At 61.2% G+C, this 20,077-nt stretch carries 13 protein-coding genes and 1 pseudogene; 5 read left to right on the top strand and 9 right to left on the bottom strand.

The window, feature by feature from the left end; all coding sequences use genetic code 11:
- Positions 1-118 precede the first annotated feature (118 nt).
- The 3 genes from AC5Y3Z_RS05820 to AC5Y3Z_RS05810 form a co-directional block, all read right to left on the bottom strand.
- Entirely contained in the window at positions 119-1,591 is a 1,473-nt protein-coding gene (locus AC5Y3Z_RS05820) for a hypothetical protein (RefSeq protein ID WP_473139623.1), read from the bottom strand.
- Positions 1,592-1,891: 300 nt separating this feature from the next.
- A complete protein-coding gene (locus AC5Y3Z_RS05815) occupies positions 1,892-3,115 on the bottom strand; it encodes a glycosyltransferase family 4 protein (RefSeq protein ID WP_473139622.1) in 1,224 nt (407 codons plus the stop codon).
- 639 nt (positions 3,116-3,754) lie between these two features.
- Positions 3,755-4,861: a DegT/DnrJ/EryC1/StrS family aminotransferase gene (locus AC5Y3Z_RS05810; protein ID WP_473139621.1), complete on the bottom strand. Its 1,107-nt coding sequence runs from the start codon at positions 4,859-4,861 to the stop codon at positions 3,755-3,757.
- A gap of 1,014 nt (positions 4,862-5,875) precedes the next feature.
- On the opposite strand from AC5Y3Z_RS05810, the gene AC5Y3Z_RS05805 reads away from it, so the two are divergent.
- The 3 genes from AC5Y3Z_RS05805 to rfbG all read left to right on the top strand — a co-directional run bounded on the left by AC5Y3Z_RS05805 (position 5,876) and on the right by rfbG (position 8,922).
- Positions 5,876-6,730: a hypothetical protein gene (locus AC5Y3Z_RS05805; RefSeq protein WP_473139620.1), complete on the top strand. Its 855-nt coding sequence runs from the start codon at positions 5,876-5,878 to the stop codon at positions 6,728-6,730.
- Positions 6,731-7,181: 451 nt separating this feature from the next.
- Positions 7,182-7,748 carry a GtrA family protein gene (locus AC5Y3Z_RS05800; protein ID WP_473139619.1) on the top strand — a complete coding sequence of 189 codons (567 nt, stop codon included), beginning with the start codon at positions 7,182-7,184 and terminating at the stop codon, positions 7,746-7,748.
- Positions 7,749-7,899: 151 nt separating this feature from the next.
- Complete coding sequence (gene rfbG / locus AC5Y3Z_RS05795; protein ID WP_473139618.1) at positions 7,900-8,922, top strand: CDP-glucose 4,6-dehydratase; 1,023 nt, start codon at positions 7,900-7,902, stop codon at positions 8,920-8,922.
- 3 nt (positions 8,923-8,925) lie between these two features.
- Here rfbG and lipL read toward each other — a convergent pair whose 3' ends face one another.
- The 5 genes and pseudogenes from lipL to mutA all read right to left on the bottom strand — a co-directional run bounded on the left by lipL (position 8,926) and on the right by mutA (position 17,154).
- Positions 8,926-10,212, bottom strand: coding sequence for an esterase/beta-lactamase LipL (gene lipL / locus AC5Y3Z_RS05790; protein ID WP_473139617.1), 1,287 nt, complete (start codon positions 10,210-10,212; stop codon positions 8,926-8,928).
- 53 nt (positions 10,213-10,265) lie between these two features.
- Positions 10,266-11,263 (bottom strand): annotated as a pseudogene (gene meaB / locus AC5Y3Z_RS05785) (methylmalonyl Co-A mutase-associated GTPase MeaB).
- Positions 11,264-11,456: 193 nt separating this feature from the next.
- On the bottom strand, positions 11,457-12,794 hold the full coding sequence (locus AC5Y3Z_RS05780) for an Rv1490 family membrane protein (protein ID WP_473139616.1): 1,338 nt from the start codon (positions 12,792-12,794) through the stop codon (positions 11,457-11,459).
- A gap of 243 nt (positions 12,795-13,037) precedes the next feature.
- On the bottom strand, positions 13,038-15,293 hold the full coding sequence (gene scpA, locus AC5Y3Z_RS05775) for a methylmalonyl-CoA mutase (RefSeq protein ID WP_473139615.1): 2,256 nt from the start codon (positions 15,291-15,293) through the stop codon (positions 13,038-13,040).
- A 1-nt stretch (position 15,294) separates the two neighbouring features.
- Entirely contained in the window at positions 15,295-17,154 is a 1,860-nt protein-coding gene (gene mutA, locus AC5Y3Z_RS05770) for a methylmalonyl-CoA mutase small subunit (RefSeq protein WP_473139614.1), read from the bottom strand.
- A gap of 181 nt (positions 17,155-17,335) precedes the next feature.
- Between mutA and AC5Y3Z_RS05765 the strand changes: the two genes are divergently transcribed.
- Together AC5Y3Z_RS05765 and AC5Y3Z_RS05760 are read left to right on the top strand one after the other, a co-directional pair.
- Entirely contained in the window at positions 17,336-18,115 is a 780-nt protein-coding gene (locus AC5Y3Z_RS05765; RefSeq protein WP_473139613.1) for a TVP38/TMEM64 family protein, read from the top strand.
- A gap of 32 nt (positions 18,116-18,147) precedes the next feature.
- Positions 18,148-19,053 carry a S1 family peptidase gene (locus AC5Y3Z_RS05760; protein ID WP_473139612.1) on the top strand — a complete coding sequence of 302 codons (906 nt, stop codon included), beginning with the start codon at positions 18,148-18,150 and terminating at the stop codon, positions 19,051-19,053.
- Between the two features lie 3 nt (positions 19,054-19,056).
- Here AC5Y3Z_RS05760 and AC5Y3Z_RS05755 read toward each other — a convergent pair whose 3' ends face one another.
- Entirely contained in the window at positions 19,057-20,070 is a 1,014-nt protein-coding gene (locus AC5Y3Z_RS05755) for an NAD(P)-dependent oxidoreductase (protein ID WP_473139611.1), read from the bottom strand.
- Between the last annotated feature and the right edge of the window lie 7 nt (positions 20,071-20,077).

Raw genomic sequence — 20,077 nt, 5'->3', positions numbered from 1 at the left:
CAACTTGCGCAGAACGGCCCTAGTTGAGCGCGAAGATCCACCGGACGCCGCCCGAGGCGCGCTGCCGCCTGCAGGTGCCCTACATCTCGGTGGCCCGCACCATCAGCTGAAATGGAGATTAGACCGATTCGACTCGAGATCCGGGTGCGCTCAGGCTCTGGGACTCCCCGCGGGCGTACAAAGTACCGCGGGCCGCGAGCGAAAAAAATAAACCTACACCTAACGCAACGAGTGCCGGTCCGAGGCCCAACACAAAGCGAACGCTACTAGCCGTGGCGCTAGCGAGCGCCCCCTCAAGCAATAAGTGCTTGCGGGCACTCATATTGTCGGCGTCAACTGGCCGGATTTCTGGCGGCATTATTGCCCTAACATCGGCATCATCAAGAATCCGCGCATATTCGTCAAGGTTGGGGAAAGTGACGTCAACCAGATAACTATGATCTCTCACCTTTAGTGATTCGCGGCTGTGTGTTGCCATGTACGCTCTAGCATTAATTGCCTGTTGTCGAGCAGACTTATTCCAATCAATCGCCTGAAGGATGGCCATATAGTAGCCCAGAGCCGTAATCAACACTACCGTAACGAAAACCCACGCTACCGCACCCGTTCTCGCGTACCGCTTCAGGCGATCACTAGATATATGATCAGCTAACAAAAATACCGCTACGAACGCGACTGGATAGACGGGAAGTAGCATATCCATATACCGCACTCCGATAGCAGTCCCTCGACCATATGCAACTATTGCCAGCTGGATAGCTACCCAGGCGGTAATGCCCACCGCAACCCATGCCCGATCATGGGACGGCGGCCGATTGATCATTGTATTTCGGCAGAACCATATAGCTGGACCTTGAATACCGATTATTCCTAAAATTGTGGGACCGGCAAGAAAGAGAAGCCCCAAGAGGAACCCTAGAGGGGTTACATTCGAGGGCGTACCAGACGCATTTACGACGGAAATTTCCCACAGCAGCATGCCTATACCGATCAACGCGATGACGGTCACGCCCAAAAACTCACGATTGCACCGTTCTCTCACCTTTGTCACTAGCTGCAAGGTGACGAGTACTGCGGCGGTAACAATCGCAGCAATGCCTGACGAAGAGAACGACAAGTAGCTGAGGATCGCGGCGGCTAATCCAATGAACCAACGCCACGTGAAAGGAGCTGCTGAGGCAAACGTAGCAATGGCCGCGAGTCCGAACAGCAGGGTCAGATAGAAATGAAAATTGAACCCTAACAGAGTGTTCTCGTATCCTAGTGGAAGTGTAAACACTACCACAATGAAGCAAGCAAAAAGCATATGTCGCCTCGGCGCAACAAGCGGAATCAGTAAAGCGCAAAGCCAAGTGACTAAGAAAGCATGAATGACGGCACAGAAAATCATTTCCAAGTGAGTGTTCCACTCGCCCGCTAGCTCCAGATGAATTAGCGCCAAAAGCCGTGTGAATACAATTCGATGTTCGTTGTGGGGTTCAAACAAATCACCAATAGAGTACGTGCCGTGCAAGTAAGGCAGGTAGGTTTTAACCGCTTCACCATCCCATTGGTCAAACAACGGCATCGTCGAACCCAGAGTGGCGATCACGATGAGTTTGACACCAAAGACCGTGCACGCGATCGCTGAGAGGAGCGCCAACGTCCGTGGTCGTGCATTTGAAGTCTCGTCGGTGGGACTTCGCGCGGCGACTGTCGTTTCGGCGCCGTCGGGTGGTGTCGATGATGGCATATGTTGCGGTAGGCGCATGATCGGATCATCCGGTGTGGAAGCACAGTCTGCAGACATCGAATGGGTCCTATCGTTTGCACCGCTCACGGACGGAATATCACCGGTAAACCGAGGCCGTAAGGGTGCGACCCCCTCACGCTCAGTGGACTTTCTTCGAAATCAAGGTGCCGGCCGCTGCTCAATGACAGCCACTGCGGCTTGCATGAGGACGTTGCCACATTCCTTCCGGCGTCTTCGCCCTCGGGCAACTAGTTCGGCCGCATCGGGCGGGCTCGACGCGGCGGACTCGGCGTAGCTCTGACACATGACCTCGAGTAAAGATGCTGAATCCCGTGACTTAAAGTAACGCACCTCGGACTCGTTGATCTCCAGGTTGACTGGTATGTCAGACACAATGCAGGGTATGCCTAGCGCAACCGCATCATAGACAGCACCACCACCTGGCCCGCCCTCAAACATCGTGGGCTGTACTAGTGCCACTGAACCGCGTACAAGTGCGATTTGATCTGGCTTTGGGATGCGGCCCAGGATTGCGACCCGGTCTTCAATGCCCAGTTCGCTCAGTAGTTGCTGCAGCCCGGGAAAGTACTGAGGGTCACGATAGTCAGATGTATCCCCGGTGCAGACCAATTGGAGCTCCGGATAAAGTCGGGCCAGGGATGCAAACGCTTTAAAGGCCGTGCCATGATCCTTGTGTTTCCAGAACTGATTGCAGATTACAAAGTAGTTGGGGCGAACCGAGTACTTCGCGCAAACAATCTGCGGGTCGAGTTGGAACCAGTCCGGCTGAGGGGCCGCGCTAAAGGGAAGTGCTAAGACTTGCGCAGAAGCGCCTGGGAAGTAGGTCCGCACGTCAGTGGCTACGCTGCGAGAGTTCACTATTACTGCCTTGGCTTCTCGCAGCATGCGCCCCATAGCTAAGTCTCGTTGCGTTAGCTCTTGCGGTGAAAAGAAATGCGGCAGGTATTTGTGCTGCATATCGTACAGATAACCCAGCCAGGGAATCTCGTCACCGAATGCTAGAGTTTCGAAAGAGGGCAACAGTATCTCGAGTTGCAAATCTCTGAAGGCACGGCGAATAGCAGTACTACCTAGGTCTATTCGGTGAACTGCGACTGTCGTGCGCGCATCAGGGGCCGAGGCGTATAAATTACGCAAATCCGGCGTCCGCTGAGTCGCAATTTGCTGTCCCTGAAGTCGTTTAGCCATACGGTATATTCTTAGTTCAAGTGCTTGAACGGCGACGCGTGGTCCATGTGTGGGAACGAGAACATGCAACTCAGCCGCTCGGTCTGCTGCCGCCAAACTTTCGCAGATTGTCCGCAGGAAGTCGATGCCCCCCTCCCACTCGATGAATTTGTGCCCTAGGACGCCGATCTTCATAGCGGCATGCCTTGAAGGCGAGCCGGGACCCCCATATATACACCGGGATTCACGATCGACCGTGTGACAACGGCTCCCGCGCCGATGACAGTCTCTGAGCTAATGCTTAACGTCTCCAGAATTCGAGAACCGGTGCCTAACAGACACGCATCGCCGAGCGCAACACGACCGGATATTGCGGCTCCAGGATTGATCACGTTGAAGGAGCCAATCCGAGCGTCGTGGCCCACGGTGCAGTTCCAATTAAATAAATTGAAATCGCCAATCTCTATATCACAGGTCATGACCGTACCCTGAGTAATTATGTTGCCTCGGCCTAGTCGGACTATACTTAGATCGATGTCCAGCGACGGGTGGACGAGGTTTGGAAATCTCAGCACCGGGTTGGCGAGGAACTTATGCGCGATACTACGGCGCAAAGTGGGCTTGCCCGCACCTATTACTACGTCAGCTTCAACGTCTCGATGCAACAGTTGCTCGTCTAATAGCTCTACCTGACCATATAGCAGGCTTGTACCTAGTTCGGCAGCCCGATCCGTGACATATCGAATGTGCGACCACCTCGCCCCCATAGGGTCGATGCGCCGGGCTAATTGCGCGACCTCCTTGGCCTGCCCGCTGGACCCCGCGATTAATAGATCACGTGGCATTGGAGTAGAAATTGTCGATTTCCTTGGCAATCTGCTCCACGTGTTGCTGCTGCAGTCCAGGCCAGCTGGGCAAATTAATTCCACGCCAGGCCAGATCTTCCGCTACTCTGTGCTTGCGATAATTCCGGGCATACATGGGCATAGTATGCACTGGATAGAACAGCGGTCGCGTTTCAATTCCTGCGTCCGCGAGATGCATGCGCAATGCGTCGCGCTGCTCAGATTGATCGACGAGGATGGAAAACATCCAATAGCTGTGAAAAGTATCCGGTGCTTCTCTGTGCACTTCGATAGGCAAGTGGCTTAGGGCGGCAATGTAACGCTCGGCTAAATTGCGCTTACGCGTAATAAAATCGTCGGCGCGCTCCAGCTGCGCAAGCCCCAGAGCAGCCTCTATATTCGTCATGCGATAGTTATAGCCCACCACGTCGTGCCAGTACTCACGATGCGCAGCCAAACCCTGGCCTTTGAGGTGTCGCACTCGTTCAATGAGCGTCTTATCGTTGGATACCACCATTCCACCTTCACCGGTAGTGATGGTCTTATTACCGAAGAAACTGAATGTTGCTACATCGCCGAAGGTGCCGACGTGACGGCCCTTGTACAGCGCACCGAAGGCCTCGGCGCAATCTTCCACCACGAATAGTCGGTGCTCGTTGGCAATGGCGACGATCGAATCCATATCGCATGATTGCCCGTAGAGGTGTACCGGCATAATGGCGCGGGTGCGCGCCGTTATGTGGCGGCGGATGTCTTCAGGATCAATCTGCCAAGTAGACGGCAGAGAGTCGGCGAATACAGGAGTCGCACCCGTGTAGGCAATCGCGTTCACCGCGGCGATGTAAGTCAGCGTCGGAACGATGACCTCATCGCCTGGTCCGATACCGAGAGCCATCAACGCCACGTGGAGTGCGGCCGTGCCATTACATACGGACGCAGCATGCTCGACGTTGATTCGCGCGGCAAAACGCGCCTCGAATTCGTTGACGAAAAGACCGCGCGAAGAGATCCACGAAGTGTCTAAGCACTCGGTGACATACTTCTTTTCATTGCCATTTAAGTCGGGTCGATATATAGGTATCTGATACTGACTCAAGACGGCGATCCTTATTTGACAGATGCATTAACAATCGGACTTGTCAGAACACGGGGACGTTGCGACAACACCGACCGACGCTGCACCGCAAGGTTGCTGATGTCGCGGGCACCGGGTCGCCGCCGGATAGAGAAAACGTTGCCAAAACTAGCCGGCTTCGCAAGTGCTGAATAACCAAGACGAGAGACTTCCAGCCACACAAGGTGGGCAAGCCTTCCGAACTGGCCGTGCCGTGACGTGCGCGGCACACTGTGTGCATCTTCTGCGAGCCAGAAGCGAACCCGGTGCTTGTCCTGGCCAAGATCTCGACCGACGAGCGCTTGCATGTCGACTGGCTCCTATCCCGCTTCAACTCGATATGGCGAGGCCTGGTGCACCCCGATAGACCACCTATGATCTGCAGTAGCAAGACCCAGGCAGTCGGCTCGCCGAGGCGCCAGGTTGCCTCAATCGCGTCAACCGCGTCATCTTAGCAACGTAACCGACCTCCGAACGGGGATTTGTCGTGGCTGGCACCGCGACGTCGCACGACTAGTAGAGAGTGCCGAACGCCCCCTGCGTCGAACGGCGAACGGTACCTGTGTCAAGCCGGGGCATACACACGAGATAGAGATCATAAACTGTTTCAAGGATGTCCATGCGGCGTCGACTCCGCCCGCTAACGGTATTCAGCGATGTGCAGTCGACCAGCCGTCTTGTCGTCGGGATTCGGTTAGATGTCTCAGTACAACTCGCACGTGATATTCCGCTGCTCGACGGCTCCATCCGATACAAGTCGACAGCTCGCCGAGGATGGTCGCTTCCGCCTAGGAGGTTCCATATTTGGCCAGGCCGAACCCTGATAGAACCTAAGCGTTTCGCGTGGCTACTCAGTTGCCGGGCGGCGACCGCACCAGTTGTGCCTGGACGCACGGAACATCGCTCGTGCACACCGGGGTCGGCGCGTCCTACGATGACCCTTAGTGACCGACATGCTCAATGAGCAACCATCGAATACGAGCAGCAGGAGAGACAGTGGGGACTGCGGAAGACGAGAAGTTAAAGGCCCTAGTGGGTCGGCAACTCTCTTGGGTGGTGCGCGACAAGCCAGCCGTCCGCAATCTTGCTGAAGTTGAGTTTTCGGTGTTCAGCCAATGGGGCGACGATGGCATCATCCAGTGGTTAATACAACGCCTGCCAGGGATAAATCAATCTTTTGTCGAGTTCGGCGTCGAAACCTACACTGAAGCAAACACTCGTTTCTTGTTGATTAACAACAACTGGCGGGGTTTGGTGATGGATGGGTCGCAACGCAATATTGATGCGATCCGTCGCGACGAGATTTCCTGGAAATATGACTTACAGAGCGCCTGCGCTTTTGTTACCGCCGAGAACATCAATCAATTGCTTCTCAATCATGGTTTCGCTGGCGAAGTTGGAATCTTGCATATCGATATCGACGGTAACGACTACTGGGTCTGGCAGGCCATTACGGTGATTGACCCGGCTGTCGTCATCGTCGAATACAATAGTGTTTTCGGACGGGACCGTGCGATCACCATTCCCTACGACCCAAAGTTCAATCGCTGGGGTTTGCATGGCAACCTCTATTACGGTGCCTCCCTGGGTGCATTGTGCCATCTCGCGCTGTCGAAAGGCTATGACTTCATCGGGAGCAATACGGCAGGTAACAACGCATTTTTCGTAAAAGCCAGCTTATGTCATGGACTCGAGCCTTTGACCGCTGCGCAGGGCTACATCGAATCAAGATTTGCGGAATCTCGTGACAAGAAAGGCCGGCTAAACTATTTGCGGGGCGCAATGAGAGCCGAGTCACTACGGGGGCTTGCGGTAGTTAATGTAATGACCGGCGCGGACGAACAGATATAGAAAATCACTTGTAAGAACTTGCAGCCCGATTGCTGTATCTGAGCCGCAAGCACCGACGGTTAATGGTTATTTGCCTCGCCATCCGTTGCATCCTGTACTCCATCCCCGTTCATCGACAGTGGCAGATCGACGGTGACGCATCTAGACATACTGTAATTAGCTGGTGCCGCTAGCCGGATAACGAAATGCTCAGATCGTCACGACAGCAAGCCGAGAACTTACCAGTGGCGTTAGTGTAATTCATTCACTGTTGGCAAATAGTCGTGTTGACCGCAGCCACCTCACAGCACATCGCTCCCGAGCCCTCGCCGAACGAGAGGTGCACGTCGGCGAAGTTGTGCCGTACAGACTTCCGTCAGCGCTTTCACCGGGTTCATCTCGTCAGTGCTCTCGCCGACTAATTCTGTGATTCCCGCCCGAGCAGCCTCGTTGACAACTAATTTCAATCCACATGAACCTGTGGCCGTCGGGTGCAGCTTCCTACTCGCTACCTGAGGCGATCCGCAGGAAGCTACGGTATGCGTGGGTTTCGCTAGCTTTTCTTCCCGTTGGACAAGGTCTACTCCTGCTGTTGGGCCGCTGGCTCGACGATTACGTCACGGCTTCTGTCTTAGCCGCCTCCATCGCTGCGGTCCCGAATTTTTTCGCAAATAGGCACTTGGTTTGGCGGGACCGTTCGGGACGAGAACTTCACAGGCAGATACTTGTATTCTGGTTCGCCGTAATGCTAGGCGTTTCACTGGCTACCGCATTTACCTACTTGGTCGAACGGCTAATTGCTGACCATGCAACTGTCGTTCGGGGCGCAGCTGTGCTGTGTGCGCAGGTCATTGGTTTCGGCATCGTGTGGGTAGGACGCTTCCTAGTGCTCGACCGGTGGCTGTTCAAAGGTGCGGAGTACACACACGACCCGAAGGGGGCCAAATACGGCGACGTTCCGGCCTGTGCGACCTCGATCTGTCGTGCCGATCGTAGCGACACTGCAACAAGCGATCGGATTTGGGCCGCACCCGGCTAGGACCCACGGGTAGCCCCGCTGGTCTTTTAATATGATCAGTTCGCCGCTCACAACGGAACAAGGGGACCTTCATCACTGGGACATATCGATCCGCCCGCACGCGGCCAGATGGAGTGATTCGCGCACCTGAGCCCGTACGCACAATTAGCTGATGCACTACCTGATCACGGGTCACACCGGCTTCAAAGGTCCATGGCTGATCCTGTTGCTGCGCAGCCGCGGCCATACGGTCTCCGGCCTGGCTCTCGACGCCCCCCCAGGCGGCCTCTTCGAGCAGGCCGCGCTGACCAGGCAACTGCTCACCGATCACCGAGTCGACATCCGCGATGCGCAGGCAACCACCGCCGCGATCCGATCCACCGCCCCCGATGTCGTCATACACATGGCCGCGCAATCGCAGGTGCGCGAGTCCTATCGGGACCCGCGCTACACCTACGAGACCAACGCGATGGGCACCCTCAACGTGCTTGAGGCAGTGACGAAAACGCCGTCGGTGCGCGCCCATGTCGTCGTCACCACCGACAAGGTCTACCGCAACATCAACCAGGAGGCCGGCTACGTCGAGACCGACCCACTCGGCGGCGATGACCCGTACAGCGCCTCCAAGGCGATGGCCGACCTGCTCACGCAGTCATGGGTCCGCAGCTATCCCGGTTGCCCTACGGCTATCGCTCGCGGCGGCAACGTAATCGGTGGCGGCGACGTCAGCCCCGAACGGCTGATGCCGGACCTGGTGCGCGCCTACGCGGGCGGACGACCACCCCTGCTGCGTTTCCCCCAGGCAGTGCGGCCTTGGCAGCACGTCCTGGACTGCCTCAATGGCTACCTGGTCATCGCGGAGGCCCTGCTGTCCGACGGCGCAAAAGGCCAGGACCAATGGAACATCGGCCCCGGCCGGGACAGCTTCGTCGAGGTCGGCCAGGTTGCGACACTCGCCGCCGAACTGTGGGGCGGCGGCGCCCACTGGGACAACCAGCCCGGGGAACATCCGCACGAAGCGAATCTGCTGGCCCTCGACGCGACCAAGGCGCAGCGTGAACTCGGCTGGCGCAACCGGCTCCGCTTCCACGACGCTGTCGGCTGGACTATCGACTGGGAGCGCCGCGTACACGACGGCGCCGACCCGCTCGCGGTAACCCTGGAGAAGATCGGCGCCTTCGAAAACCTCGGGTAGCCCCTACCCCGCCACCGCACCCGGCTCCGAATACGGAGCGCCCAACCCGTGCACCGGCCGATACCCCCGCTTGCGTGCCTTCGCAGCACCTTGACGAATCAGCGCCGCCAGAGCGACGAACGCAGCGTGGTCGGTCAACACCAATGGCGTGAGCAGACGGTTGTGCACCACCGCGATCGCCAGACCCGATTCCGGGTCGGCCCAACCGACTGACCCTCCCAGGCCCACGTGGCCGAAGCCCGGCATCACGTTGCCGATGGGCAGTGCGTGATATCCAAGGTGAAATGCCATGGGCACGAAGATGTTCCGGTCCCGCTGCACGACCCGCTCACCAGTGAGCCCGGCGACCAGCCGTCGGGACAGGAACCGGGTGCCGTCGACCTCTCCCCCGTTGGCGATCGCACCGTACATCCGGGCGAGAGCTCGTGCGGTGACCACGCCGTTGGCAGCCGGGATCTCGGCGTCCAGCATCGACATGTTCCCCGACACCGAGGCGATGACTCCCGGGAAATACATGGAGCGGTACCCGCCGGAGAAGTGATTGGCGATCTTCTGAATCCCCCAGTTGACGATCGGGGCGCCGGCGATGTCCTGGGGCATGATGATTTCGGCGGCCCGGGTGGGTGAGCCGGCCGGCGGACGGCCCAGGTGAAAGCCGTCGGTACCGAGCGGTTCGGCGAGTTCCTCGCGGAACAGCGCCCGCATGTCCTTGCCGGTGACTGCGCGGGCCAGTCCCGACATCAGCCAACCGAAGGTCAACGCATGGTAGGCCGGTTGACCCAGCAGCCGTCCCGGCGCCGCCGCTGCGAGCCGTTCCTCCATCTCGACATGATTGAAGATGTTCGCCTGGGTGGCTCCGCGCAGGCCCGACAGGCCGGCGGTGTGCTTCATCACCTCGCGAACCGTCATGTCGGCCTTGCCGTTGGCGCCGAACGAGTGCCAGTACTCGGCGACCGGTGCCTCGTAGTCGATCAGGCCGCGGTCAGCGAGTCGGTGGATGACGGTGGCGGCCATGCCTTTGGTGGCCGAGAACACCATCGGCGCGGTGTCAGCCGACCACGGCACCTTGCCGTCCCGGTCCGCCCAGCCCTTCCACACGTCGACGACGGGTTGCCCGTCCAAATAGACCGCCAACGCGCCGCCGCCGAAGCGGTGACCGGGCCACATGGTAGAGAAAGCACGAACGACGCATCCGAAGTGGGAGTCCGCGGCGCCGAACACACCATGCCCTGCGTCAGGGGCATCGTGGGAAGGAACAGCGCGTCGATCGACTCCGATGTCTACCGTCACGAATCTGAATTTACTTCACCCGTCTAACTGCCCACCGGCAAACCCGGACATATTTACCGATCTGTTAAGTCGTCGCGATCTCAAGTATTTGCTGGGCGGCTAGAGCGGGGGTCAGCTCACCGTCGCGCACCTGCCGCTCGACGTCGGGGCGGATCCTGCGCACCTCCGGGTTGGACAAAACCCGGTCCAGCACCGTGTCCCGCACCATCTGCCAGGTCCAGTCCACCTGCTGGTCGCGACGACGCGCCTCGAACTTGCCGGCCTCGGTGAGTACGTCGCGGTGCTTCTCCACGGTCTGCCACAACTCGGCCAGGCCGGTTTCCTCCATCGCACTCATGGTCAGAACCGGTGGCCGCCACAGGGTTTCGCGCGGATAGATCAGCCTGATGGCTCCGGAGAGTTCGCGCGCGGCCATCCGCGCATCCTTGAGGTGGGCACCGTCGGCTTTGTTGACCACCACGATATCGGCCAGCTCCAGCACGCCCTTTTTGATACCTTGCAACTGATCCCCACTTCGCGCCAGCGTCAGCAACACGAACGTGTCGACCATGTTGGACACTGCGACCTCGGACTGGCCGACGCCCACGGTTTCGATCAGGATCACGTCAAAACCGGCTGCCTCCAACAACACAACCGTTTCCCGGGTCGCCTTTGCCACGCCGCCCAGAGTCCCCGACGTGGGAGACGGCCGGATGTAGGCATCGGGGTGCACTGCCAGGCGCGCCATCCTGGTCTTGTCGCCCAGAATTGAGCCACCGGTCCGCGTTGAGGACGGATCGACAGCCAACACCGCCACTTTGTGGCCCTGTCCAATCAAATGCATGCCCAGGGCTTCGATGCTGGTGGACTTACCCACCCCCGGCACGCCGGTGATGCCGACCCGATGGGCATTGCCGGAATCGGGCAGCAGTTCCAGCAGCAGTTGTTGCGCCCGCTCTCGATGGTCGGCGCGCGTCGATTCCAGCAGTGTGATGGCCCGCGGCAGGGCTGCGCGGTCGCCTCCTCGGATCGCTTCGGATAGCTCCGTCACGGAGCTGCCAGTTGGCGACATCACTTACTTGCCGGGACGCGAGCGAGATGGGGAACGGTCACGGTTTAGCCTTCCCACGACGGCTGACTGCCTGGACGGGTTCTTGTCGGTTCTCCAGAATCCCATATCGCGAGGCTGGTTCGGGACGGCCATCCCGGGGTGGGCACGTGCGATCCCCAGACTGCCCGCCACAAGCTACGAGCACTGAGCCTGACTACGAGCCAACGTTGTTGAGGTTGCCGAAAGGTATGGCCGCAAAGACGACGACAGCTGCGACGAATACCTGCCAGTCACGTCGGGTCACCCTCTGATCGATTTCAGGTCTCTCAATCGCATAAAGAATATAAACAGTGGTTATGTCCAGAGCAATGACGGTATACCAACGCGTCCAATCAACGGCGGTCACGAAAAGCGGAAGCAGGAGTGCTATGCTGAGCAACACCATCCGACGATCATTGTAAATTTCTTGGGCAAATGAACGGGCAGAAACTCCGCATACATAGCGGACAGCCGACAATGTCAGAAACAATATAGCGATACCAAGGACCAGTGAAGCGAAAAGCTTAGGCAGTCCATAGGACGCCACCACCCTAGCACCGTCAAAAATATCCATGTAAAAAAACGGCATGGTCTTCGTACACACCCAGTCGTGGAAATCCGACTGATGTTGAAACTGACCGAATAAAAAACTCAGGCTTCGATGGGGGGCATCGTATGTCCCTACGGGATCGTCAACCAGTCCATGTGGAATTTGAGTACACAAAGACGTCGCGGTATCACGACGACCCAGCATCGCCACAAAAACCAGCGCCAACAGGCCTGGTCCTACGGCTAATAGACTGAGTAGGCGCTTCGCCGCGCTCGTAGTGTCTTTCGCAAGAACGGTTATCGCAAGGACTGCGCCGAGGGCGAACTGCACCGCCATGGCTTCATGGATCAAGGTGAAGACTGCTCCGGTCGCACCGTAGATCACGCAGTAGATGACCCTCGACCGGCGGCTGCCAGCACTTCGAACGGCGATACTGAATATGACGAGAGCAGACATGCCCCATATTTCGGGATGCGCGTTATATACCAGGTAGGAAACCGAGAAGGGCAGGACGGGAACCAGTAGAGCCAGCATCCTCCGCCGCTCTGAGCCTGGGTTGGGCTTCAAGACAAGCCAGACGAAGAACGCCAAGCAGATCAGCCACGTTATCGCTGAAGCCCACAGAATCGCATATGCGACATCAAAGTAGTTGTGCTCAGGAAATATTCGGATCAACTCACCGGCTAAACCACGGCGTACAAATCCGTATTTATAATTGATAGCATAGTACTGCAGCAATACGACTGCATTGGAATAGACCGACATCACAACAAACACGTGGAAAGTTGTGCAGGCTAGCACCCACAGCGTCAGAAGTATGAATACACGCTGTCTCCTCTTCGCCGTCCTCGTGACATCCGGACCAGGCTCGCGGCCTTCCAATGTCGGGTTCCCCGACGCGCATCCATCGGCGGCGCCGACAATTCCGCGCTGCCTGCTGACGCGGGTGAAGGCAGCACGCATTCAGCCAATCTAATTGACCAACGGCCTTCAAGTGGGCGATTCCATGCGCGAATCAGACAGTGGGCACAGGCTGTCAAAGCAGCTCCGCCGCATATCAAACCCGCTCTAGTCCAGAGCGCAAGCTCGGTCTGCGTGGACCGATTTATTACGCTCGGCGCGCCTTTGCCTGGAGCCAGTATGAATTTCGCCAAAACTCAAGTGGCAGTGCACTTTCCAGCCACCGCGCGAAGCGGAATCCTCAGGTCATTCGCTTAGTTCGTATCCCAGGCGTTCGCCCAGCTTCTGCAGCAACCCGATTGCCGCGTCCGCGATCACCGTCCCCGGCGGGAAGATCGCCGCAGCCCCGGCCTCGTACAGCTCGTCGAAATCTCCGGGCGGGATCACCCCGCCGACCACCACCATGATGTCGGAGCGCCCCACCTCGGCCAGCGCGTCGCGCAGCGCCGGCACCAGCGTCAGGTGTCCCGCAGCCAGCGAGGACACCCCGACCACGTGCACGTCGTTGTCGGCAGCCTGCCGGGCCACTTCTTCGGGGGTGGAGAACAGCGAACCCACGTCGACGTCGAACCCGATGTCGGCGAACGCGGTGGCGATCACTTTCTGTCCGCGGTCGTGGCCGTCCTGGCCCATTTTGGCGATCAGGATCCTGGGCCGGCGGCCGTCGGCCTCGGCGAACTTTTCGACGAGTTCAGTGGCTTCAGCGATGTTGGGCGCCTTTCCAACTTCGTCGCGGTAGACCCCCGCGATGGTGCGAATCTCAGCCTGGTGGCGCCCGTAGACCTTCTCCAGGGCGTCGGAGATCTCCCCCACGGTGGCCTTGTGCCGGGCCGCGTTGATCGCCAGTGCCATGAGGTTGTTGCCCAACCCGTCCTCACCCGCAGGTCCGGACGCCGACGCCGCCCGGGTCAGCTCGGCCAGTGCCGCCTCGACCGCCTCAGCGTCCCGGTTCGCCCGCAGATCCTTCAACTTCGCCAGCTGCTCAGAACGCACCCGGCTGTTTTCTACCTTGAGGACCTCGATCTCCTGGTCCTCTTCTACCTGGTATTTGTTCACCCCGATCACCGGCTGCTGGCCGGAGTCGATGCGGGCCTGGGTTCGCGCGGCGGCCTCCTCGATGCGCAGCTTGGGGATGCCTTCGCCGATCGCCTGGGCCATGCCGCCGTGCTCGGCAACTTCTTCGATGTGGGCACGGGCCTGCTGCGCGAGCTGATGGGTCAGCCACTCCACGTAGTACGAACCTGCCCACGGGTCGATCGGCCGGGTGGTGCCCGACTCCTGCTGCAGCACCAGCTGGGTATTGCGGGCGATGCGCGCGGAGAAGTCGGTGGGCAGCGCCAGTGCCTCGTCCAGGGCGTTGGTGTGCAGCGACTGGGTGTGGCCCTGGGTGGCGGCCATTGCCTCGATACAGGTGCGAGCCACGTTGTTGAACACGTCCTGCGCCGTCAGCGACCAGCCCGAGGTCTGCGAATGGGTGCGCAGCGACAGCGATTTGGCGCTCTTCGGGTCAAACTTGGCGACCAGTTCGCTCCACAGCAGCCGCCCGGCCCGCAGCTTGGCCACCTCCATGAAGAAGTTCATCCCGATGCCCCAGAAGAAGGACAGCCGCGGGGCGAACTTGTCGATGTCCAGCCCAGCGTCCAGGCCTGCCTTGATGTACTCGACGCCGTCGGCCAGCGTGTAGGCCAGCTCCAAATCCGCGGTGGCCCCGGCCTCTTGGATGTGGTAGCCGGAGATCGAGATGGAGTTGAACTTCGGCATCTTGGCGCTGGTGTAGGCGAAGATGTCGGAGATGATCCGCATGGACGGCTTGGGCGGATAAATGTAGGTATTGCGCACCATGAACTCTTTGAGGATGTCGTTCTGGATGGTGCCGGCCAGCTTCTCCGGCGGCACCCCCTGCTCCTCGGCGGCCACCACGTACAACGCCAGGATCGGCAGCACCGCACCGTTCATGGTCATCGACACCGACACCGTCGACAGGTCGATGCCGTCGAACAACTGCCGCATGTCGAGAATGGAATCGATTGCCACACCGGCCATTCCGACGTCACCCTGCACGCGCGGGTGGTCGGAGTCGTACCCGCGGTGGGTGGCCAGGTCGAAGGCGACGGACAAACCTTTTTGGCCGGCTGCCAGGTTGCGCCGGTAGAACGCGTTGGACTCCGCCGCCGTGGAGAAGCCGGCGTACTGGCGGATGGTCCACGGCTGGTTGACGTACATCGTCGGGTACGGCCCGCGCACAAATGGCGGCTCACCAGGGAAGCTGTTGAGCGGGTAGCCGGCCTCCCCGGCCTCCCGGCGGTCCTCAGCGATGTAGACGGGCTTGACGTCGATGCCTTCCGGCGTCTGCCACTGCAGTTGGTCGGGGGTGTACCAGTGCGCTTTGGCGGCCGCTTCGACGTACTCGTTCACCGCCTCCGCGGTGGGTTTCGGTACGTCCTTATCGCCTTCCAGTGGGACGTCGGCGAAGCTGCCAATCGAGGGAACCGTCGTGGTCATGCTAAGCCCCCAATCGAGTCAGCAGATCCGAAAGTGTCTGCACCGCATTGATTTTCAGAGTCAAAAACTCATCCGGTCGGTGCTCGGCCTCGGCCACCGCCTTATCCGGCCCGGCCAGATACACCCGCTCGACGCCAGCGTCGCGCGCGGCGGCCACCACCTCGGATGCATCGTCGGCGTAGCGCTTGTCAGTGCCGCAGATCACCACCGCCTTCAGCGAACCCACTTCCTGAACGGCTCCCGCGACCCCGGCCGCATCCAGCGGTCCCGGATTGACCGCCTCGATGCCGCCGGAGGCCAGCAGGTTGGCGGCGAAGGTGGTGCGGATGTTGTGTTCGGCCAGCGGCCCCAGCGGCAGCAACAGCACCTGTGGCCGCACCTCGTGCTCGGCGAAGTAAACGTCGGAACGATCCCGCAATGCCTCGAATTCGGCCGCGTAACGCACGACATGACCGGCGCGCCCCAGCGAGTCACCTTGCGGCAGCGGCGCTTCACCGAGGTTCGGGAACTCGTTGACGCCGGTGATCGCGATGCGGCGGTGCGCGACGTCGTCGGCCCGTTTTGCGGCGAGCTCGTCCAACTGACCTTTGAGGTAATCCTGGGCGTCGACGAATCCGCCCTCGGACTCGATGGACTGGAAGTGCTGCCAGGCCCGCTCGGCCAGCTGCTTGGTGAGGTCTTCGACGAACCAGGACCCGCCGGCGGGGTCCAGCACCCGGCCGACGTGCGATTCCTCGAGCAGCAGCAACTGGGTGTTGCGGGCGATGCGGCGCGCGAAGCTGGTGGCGGTGCCCGGCCAGCCGCCCGGGATGGCCACGTCGAATGCGTACACCAGTACGGTGTCCGCCCCACCCACACCCGCGCCGAAGGCCGCCAACGTGCTGCGCAGCATGTTCACCCACGGATCGCGCTGGGTCATCATCGGCAGCGACGTTTCGGCGTGCACCACCGCCGCGCCTCCGTCCGGATCGCCGGCGACCTCGGCCACCCGCGCCCACAATTGACGCACGGCGCGCATCTTGGCCAGCGTCATGAACTGGTCGTCGTCGGCGGCGAGCCGGAAGCTGATCTGCCGCAACGCATCTGGGACCGACAGGCCGGATTCGGTGAGCAGCCGCAGATAGGCCACCGCAGCAGCGATGGTGGCCGCGAGCTCCCAGGCCGCGGTCGCGCCCGCGTTGTTGAAGGCGGGGCCGTCAACCGTGACGGCCCGCACCCCGGGTTTGCCAGCAGCCCACCCAGCAACCGTGACGACGTCCTGGATCGGCGGGGCGGTGCGGTCGCTGAGCGTCGCGGTCAGCGGGTCGGCGCCCAGATCCACCGACACGGTGGCGCGCTGGTCCTCGTCGACCGCATCCACCAGTCGCAACATCACGTCGGCGGCGGCAACGAAATCAGCCCCCGCGTCCAGGATCACCGGCGCCATGCTCAGGTACACACCGTCGAGCAGCGCTTCGAGCTGGTCCGGAGCCACCCCCGACTCCCCCAGCCGGATCAGCAGCGCGCTGACCCCTTCGCCGAGCGCGGCCAGCAGCGCCGAGTTGGCCTCCTCGACGGCCAGGCCGGGCAGCGGGAAGGCCTCTGCGACCTTCCACCCGGACTTGACGTCGCGGGTCGGGTCGCCGCCGCGCAGAAACGGCCACTGGCCGGGCAGCGGCGGTTCCGGAAGCTCATCAAAGGCGGTGTAGAGCGGCCGGATCACGAAACCGTCGTAGGTGGGTGTTTCCAGGCGCTGTTCGGGCTCGTCACCCAACTCGGCCGGGTCGGTGCGGGTGCTCTTGGAGAGCACACCGGCGACGGCACTGCGCCAACGGCCGCGAACCTGTTCCAGGTCCGCCAGCTCGGGTACGTCAATGGACACCGATTGCTCCTGTTTTCCCAGCACTGTTGGGGTTGTCTGAGGGGGTGCAACTCGCAAATTACGCTAGTTGATTTGCACCGCAAAAGAGGAATCGTGGTGCGACTATCTGCACCGCGGTGTGCCGCGAAACGCCAGCCGAGGGCAACTCGGTATTCACCTGCGCCCCGTACCCTTGGAAATCATGCCGGCCCCCCTCATCTGCAAAACCGTCGATACCGTGCGCGGTGTCGCGACGGCGATGGCTGAGGCGGTGCGGCAGACCTCGCGGCTGCGGCTGATTTTCACCGTGGTGGGAATCACAGCCCTGGTGGCCGTGGCGTTGCTGGTTCCGCTGCCCACCGCGCTGGAAATGCGCGACTGGGCGCGATCGGTGGGGCCGTGGTTTCCGTTCGCCTTCCTGCTCGTGCACACCGTCGTGACCGTGGCGCCGTTTCCCCGCACCGCGTTCACCATCGCGGCTGGACTGCTGTTCGGGACGGCGCTCGGGGTGGCCATCGCGGTGAGCGCCAGCACCGCCAGCGCTGTGCTGGCGCTGCTGCTGGTGCGGGCCATCGGGTGGCGGCTGAAGCGGCTGGATCACCGGCGGGCGATCGCGCGACTCGATGAGCGCCTGCGCGAACGAGGCTGGCTGGCCATCCTGTCGTTGCGGTTCATCCCCGCCGTGCCGTTCGCGGCGATCAACTATGCCGCCGGCGCCTCCGCGGTACGGGTGCTGCCCTACACCTGGGCCACCGTCGCCGGGCTGTTGCCCGGCACCGCCGCCGTGGTGATCCTGGGCAACGCATTCGCCGGCGACGGCAACCCACTGTTGGTGCTGGTGTCGGTGTGCACGGGGGCGTTGGGCATGTGCGGGCTGATCTACGAGGTGCGCAAATACCGCCAGCAGCATGCCGCGCACCCCGGGCCGGCGTTCGAAACGCCGCCGCCCGCCGTCGACGCGGAGCCGGCGCGCTCGGTTTGAGCACGCTCGGCTTTACCTGAAAGATCGACGTCATGGTCGGTGCCTTCGCGAACCTGTCACCACAGGCATCGCTGGTGCGCACCATCGCTCTCGCCGCCGGAGCATCACTGTGCCTGGTGGTGGCGGCCTGGCCGGTGCTGGCCTCCTGGCGCCATACCCGCGACCGGCGCTTCCACAGCTGGCGACTGTCGTTCTTCGCGCTCCTCAGCGCCGCCTCCTTCGTGTGCGCGATGTTCCTGCCCGGCCCCAGGACACCGATCCTCCGGGCATCCGAGCCGCCCATCCGCATCCCGTTCCCGCTGCCGGCCGCAGCCACCGTCGGCCCGGGCACCGCGATCGCGGTCAGCTACGCCGACGGCACCGGCGGAATGGCCTGTACCGCAGGATTTTTGGTGCACACCAACACCGGCCAGCGGGCGTTGCTCACTGCCGGTCACTGCAACAAGCCCGGCGAGACAAGCAAAGTCAGCATCAATTCCGCCGCCGAGTCGTACGTGACCGTGGGCACGTTCACCCAGACGGTCAGCGAAGGTACCCGCGGCGAAGACCATGACATCGGGCTGATCACCCTCGAAGCCGACAAGGTGCCACAGACGGCGGCGATCACCGCCTCGATGCCGGTCAGTGGCGTCGCCGACGAACTGCAGCTCGGCCAGCAGCTGTGCAAATTCGGCATGAAGACCGGCCGGGTGGAATGCGGACAGATCACCGATGTCACCGACAGCAAGGTGGTGTTCCTGGCCGCCAGTCAGTGCGGCGACTCCGGCGGCCCGGTCTACCTCATTCGTCGGGACGGCGCAGCGGCGGTCGGCATCCACATCCGCGGCGGACGGCAGAACGACCCCAATCCCGGATGTTCGACGCCGGCAACGTTTTCGGTGGCCGAATTGGTGCGGCCGTGGCTGGAGCAGTGGGGTCTCAGTGTGGTGACGGGCTGAGACTCAACCCACCGGGCGGTTGCGGTACCGGCCCACCAACTCCGGTGCGGCGAGCTGCGACCGTACCGGCGGCAGGCCGGCCTTGATCAGCCGCAGGTCGTCGATGACCAGTTCGCCGATGTCATGAAAGGCGCTGGCGATCCCGCCCGCACGGTGTGCGGACAGCACCAGCCCTTCGATGCCGCGGGCGCGGTGGTCAGCTGGTAGCGGCTCGTCGGGCCACACGTCGACGGCGGCGAGGAACCGCTGGTCCGCCACGCGGTCCAGCAGCGCGTCGAGGTCGACGACGGCGGCGCGGCTGACCAGCACGACCCGGGCACCTGGCGAAATGGTGTCCAACTCCGCCGCGCCGAGCAGATGTTCGCTCTCGCTGGTGACCGTGGCCAGCACGACGATGACCTGACTGCGCGCCAGCACCTCGTTCAGCTCGGCCGGAATCATCTGATGCTCGCGGATCACACTGTCGGGCAGCCACGGATCGAAGCAGCGCAGCACCGGATGGAACGGAACCAGCAGCGCGCGCAGTGCGCGACCGAGAAAGCCGAAACCGATCAGGCCGACGTCCGCACCGGACAGCAGGATCGAGTCCGCGGTGCTCTCGGCACTCCAGCTTTCCGTGCCGGCCCGCAAAGCGCGGTCCTCCCGGCTGATTCCCCGACACAAATCCAGCGCCAGACCCAGCGCGTACTCGGCGACGGGCTGCGCGTACACCGGACCACACCCCAGCACCCGAATCCCGCGCGCAAAACACACCGGGTAGTCCACATTGGGAAAGAAATTCCCCTCGACGTTCACCAGTGCCCGCAACTTCTCGGCGCGGACCAGCCGTTCCCGGGGCAGGTCGGGCTGACCGACGATCGCGAAAACCTCGGGCAGCAACTCGTCGAGCCGGGTAAAGCCATCGTCGACAATGACTTCGAAATCCGCCTCGAGCGCCTCGAACCTGCCCGGCCGGAAAAGCTGATCGATCGCTCGCGGCGCAGCCGAAAGGACTACGACCGGACGGGCATCAGGCACATCCGTA

The sequence above is a fragment of the Mycobacterium sp. NGS61 genome, from assembly GCF_059812325.1.
Note: the sequence above shows the minus strand (reverse complement) of the source record. Positions and strands in the feature narration are given on the sequence as shown.

Excerpts from the sequence above, each read along its gene's own strand:
- AC5Y3Z_RS05815 (WP_473139622.1), bottom strand. The coding sequence starts at position 3,115 with ATGAAGATCGGCGTCCTAGGGCACAAATTCATCGAGTGGGAGGGGGGC.
- AC5Y3Z_RS05800 (WP_473139619.1), top strand. The coding sequence starts at position 7,182 with ATGAACCTGTGGCCGTCGGGTGCAGCTTCCTACTCGCTACCTGAGGCG.
- rfbG (WP_473139618.1), top strand. The coding sequence starts at position 7,900 with ATGCACTACCTGATCACGGGTCACACCGGCTTCAAAGGTCCATGGCTG.
- AC5Y3Z_RS05780 (WP_473139616.1), bottom strand. The coding sequence starts at position 12,794 with ATGCGTGCTGCCTTCACCCGCGTCAGCAGGCAGCGCGGAATTGTCGGC.
- scpA (WP_473139615.1), bottom strand. The coding sequence starts at position 15,293 with ATGACCACGACGGTTCCCTCGATTGGCAGCTTCGCCGACGTCCCACTG.
- AC5Y3Z_RS05765 (WP_473139613.1), top strand. The coding sequence starts at position 17,336 with ATGCCGGCCCCCCTCATCTGCAAAACCGTCGATACCGTGCGCGGTGTC.
- AC5Y3Z_RS05760 (WP_473139612.1), top strand. The coding sequence starts at position 18,148 with ATGGTCGGTGCCTTCGCGAACCTGTCACCACAGGCATCGCTGGTGCGC.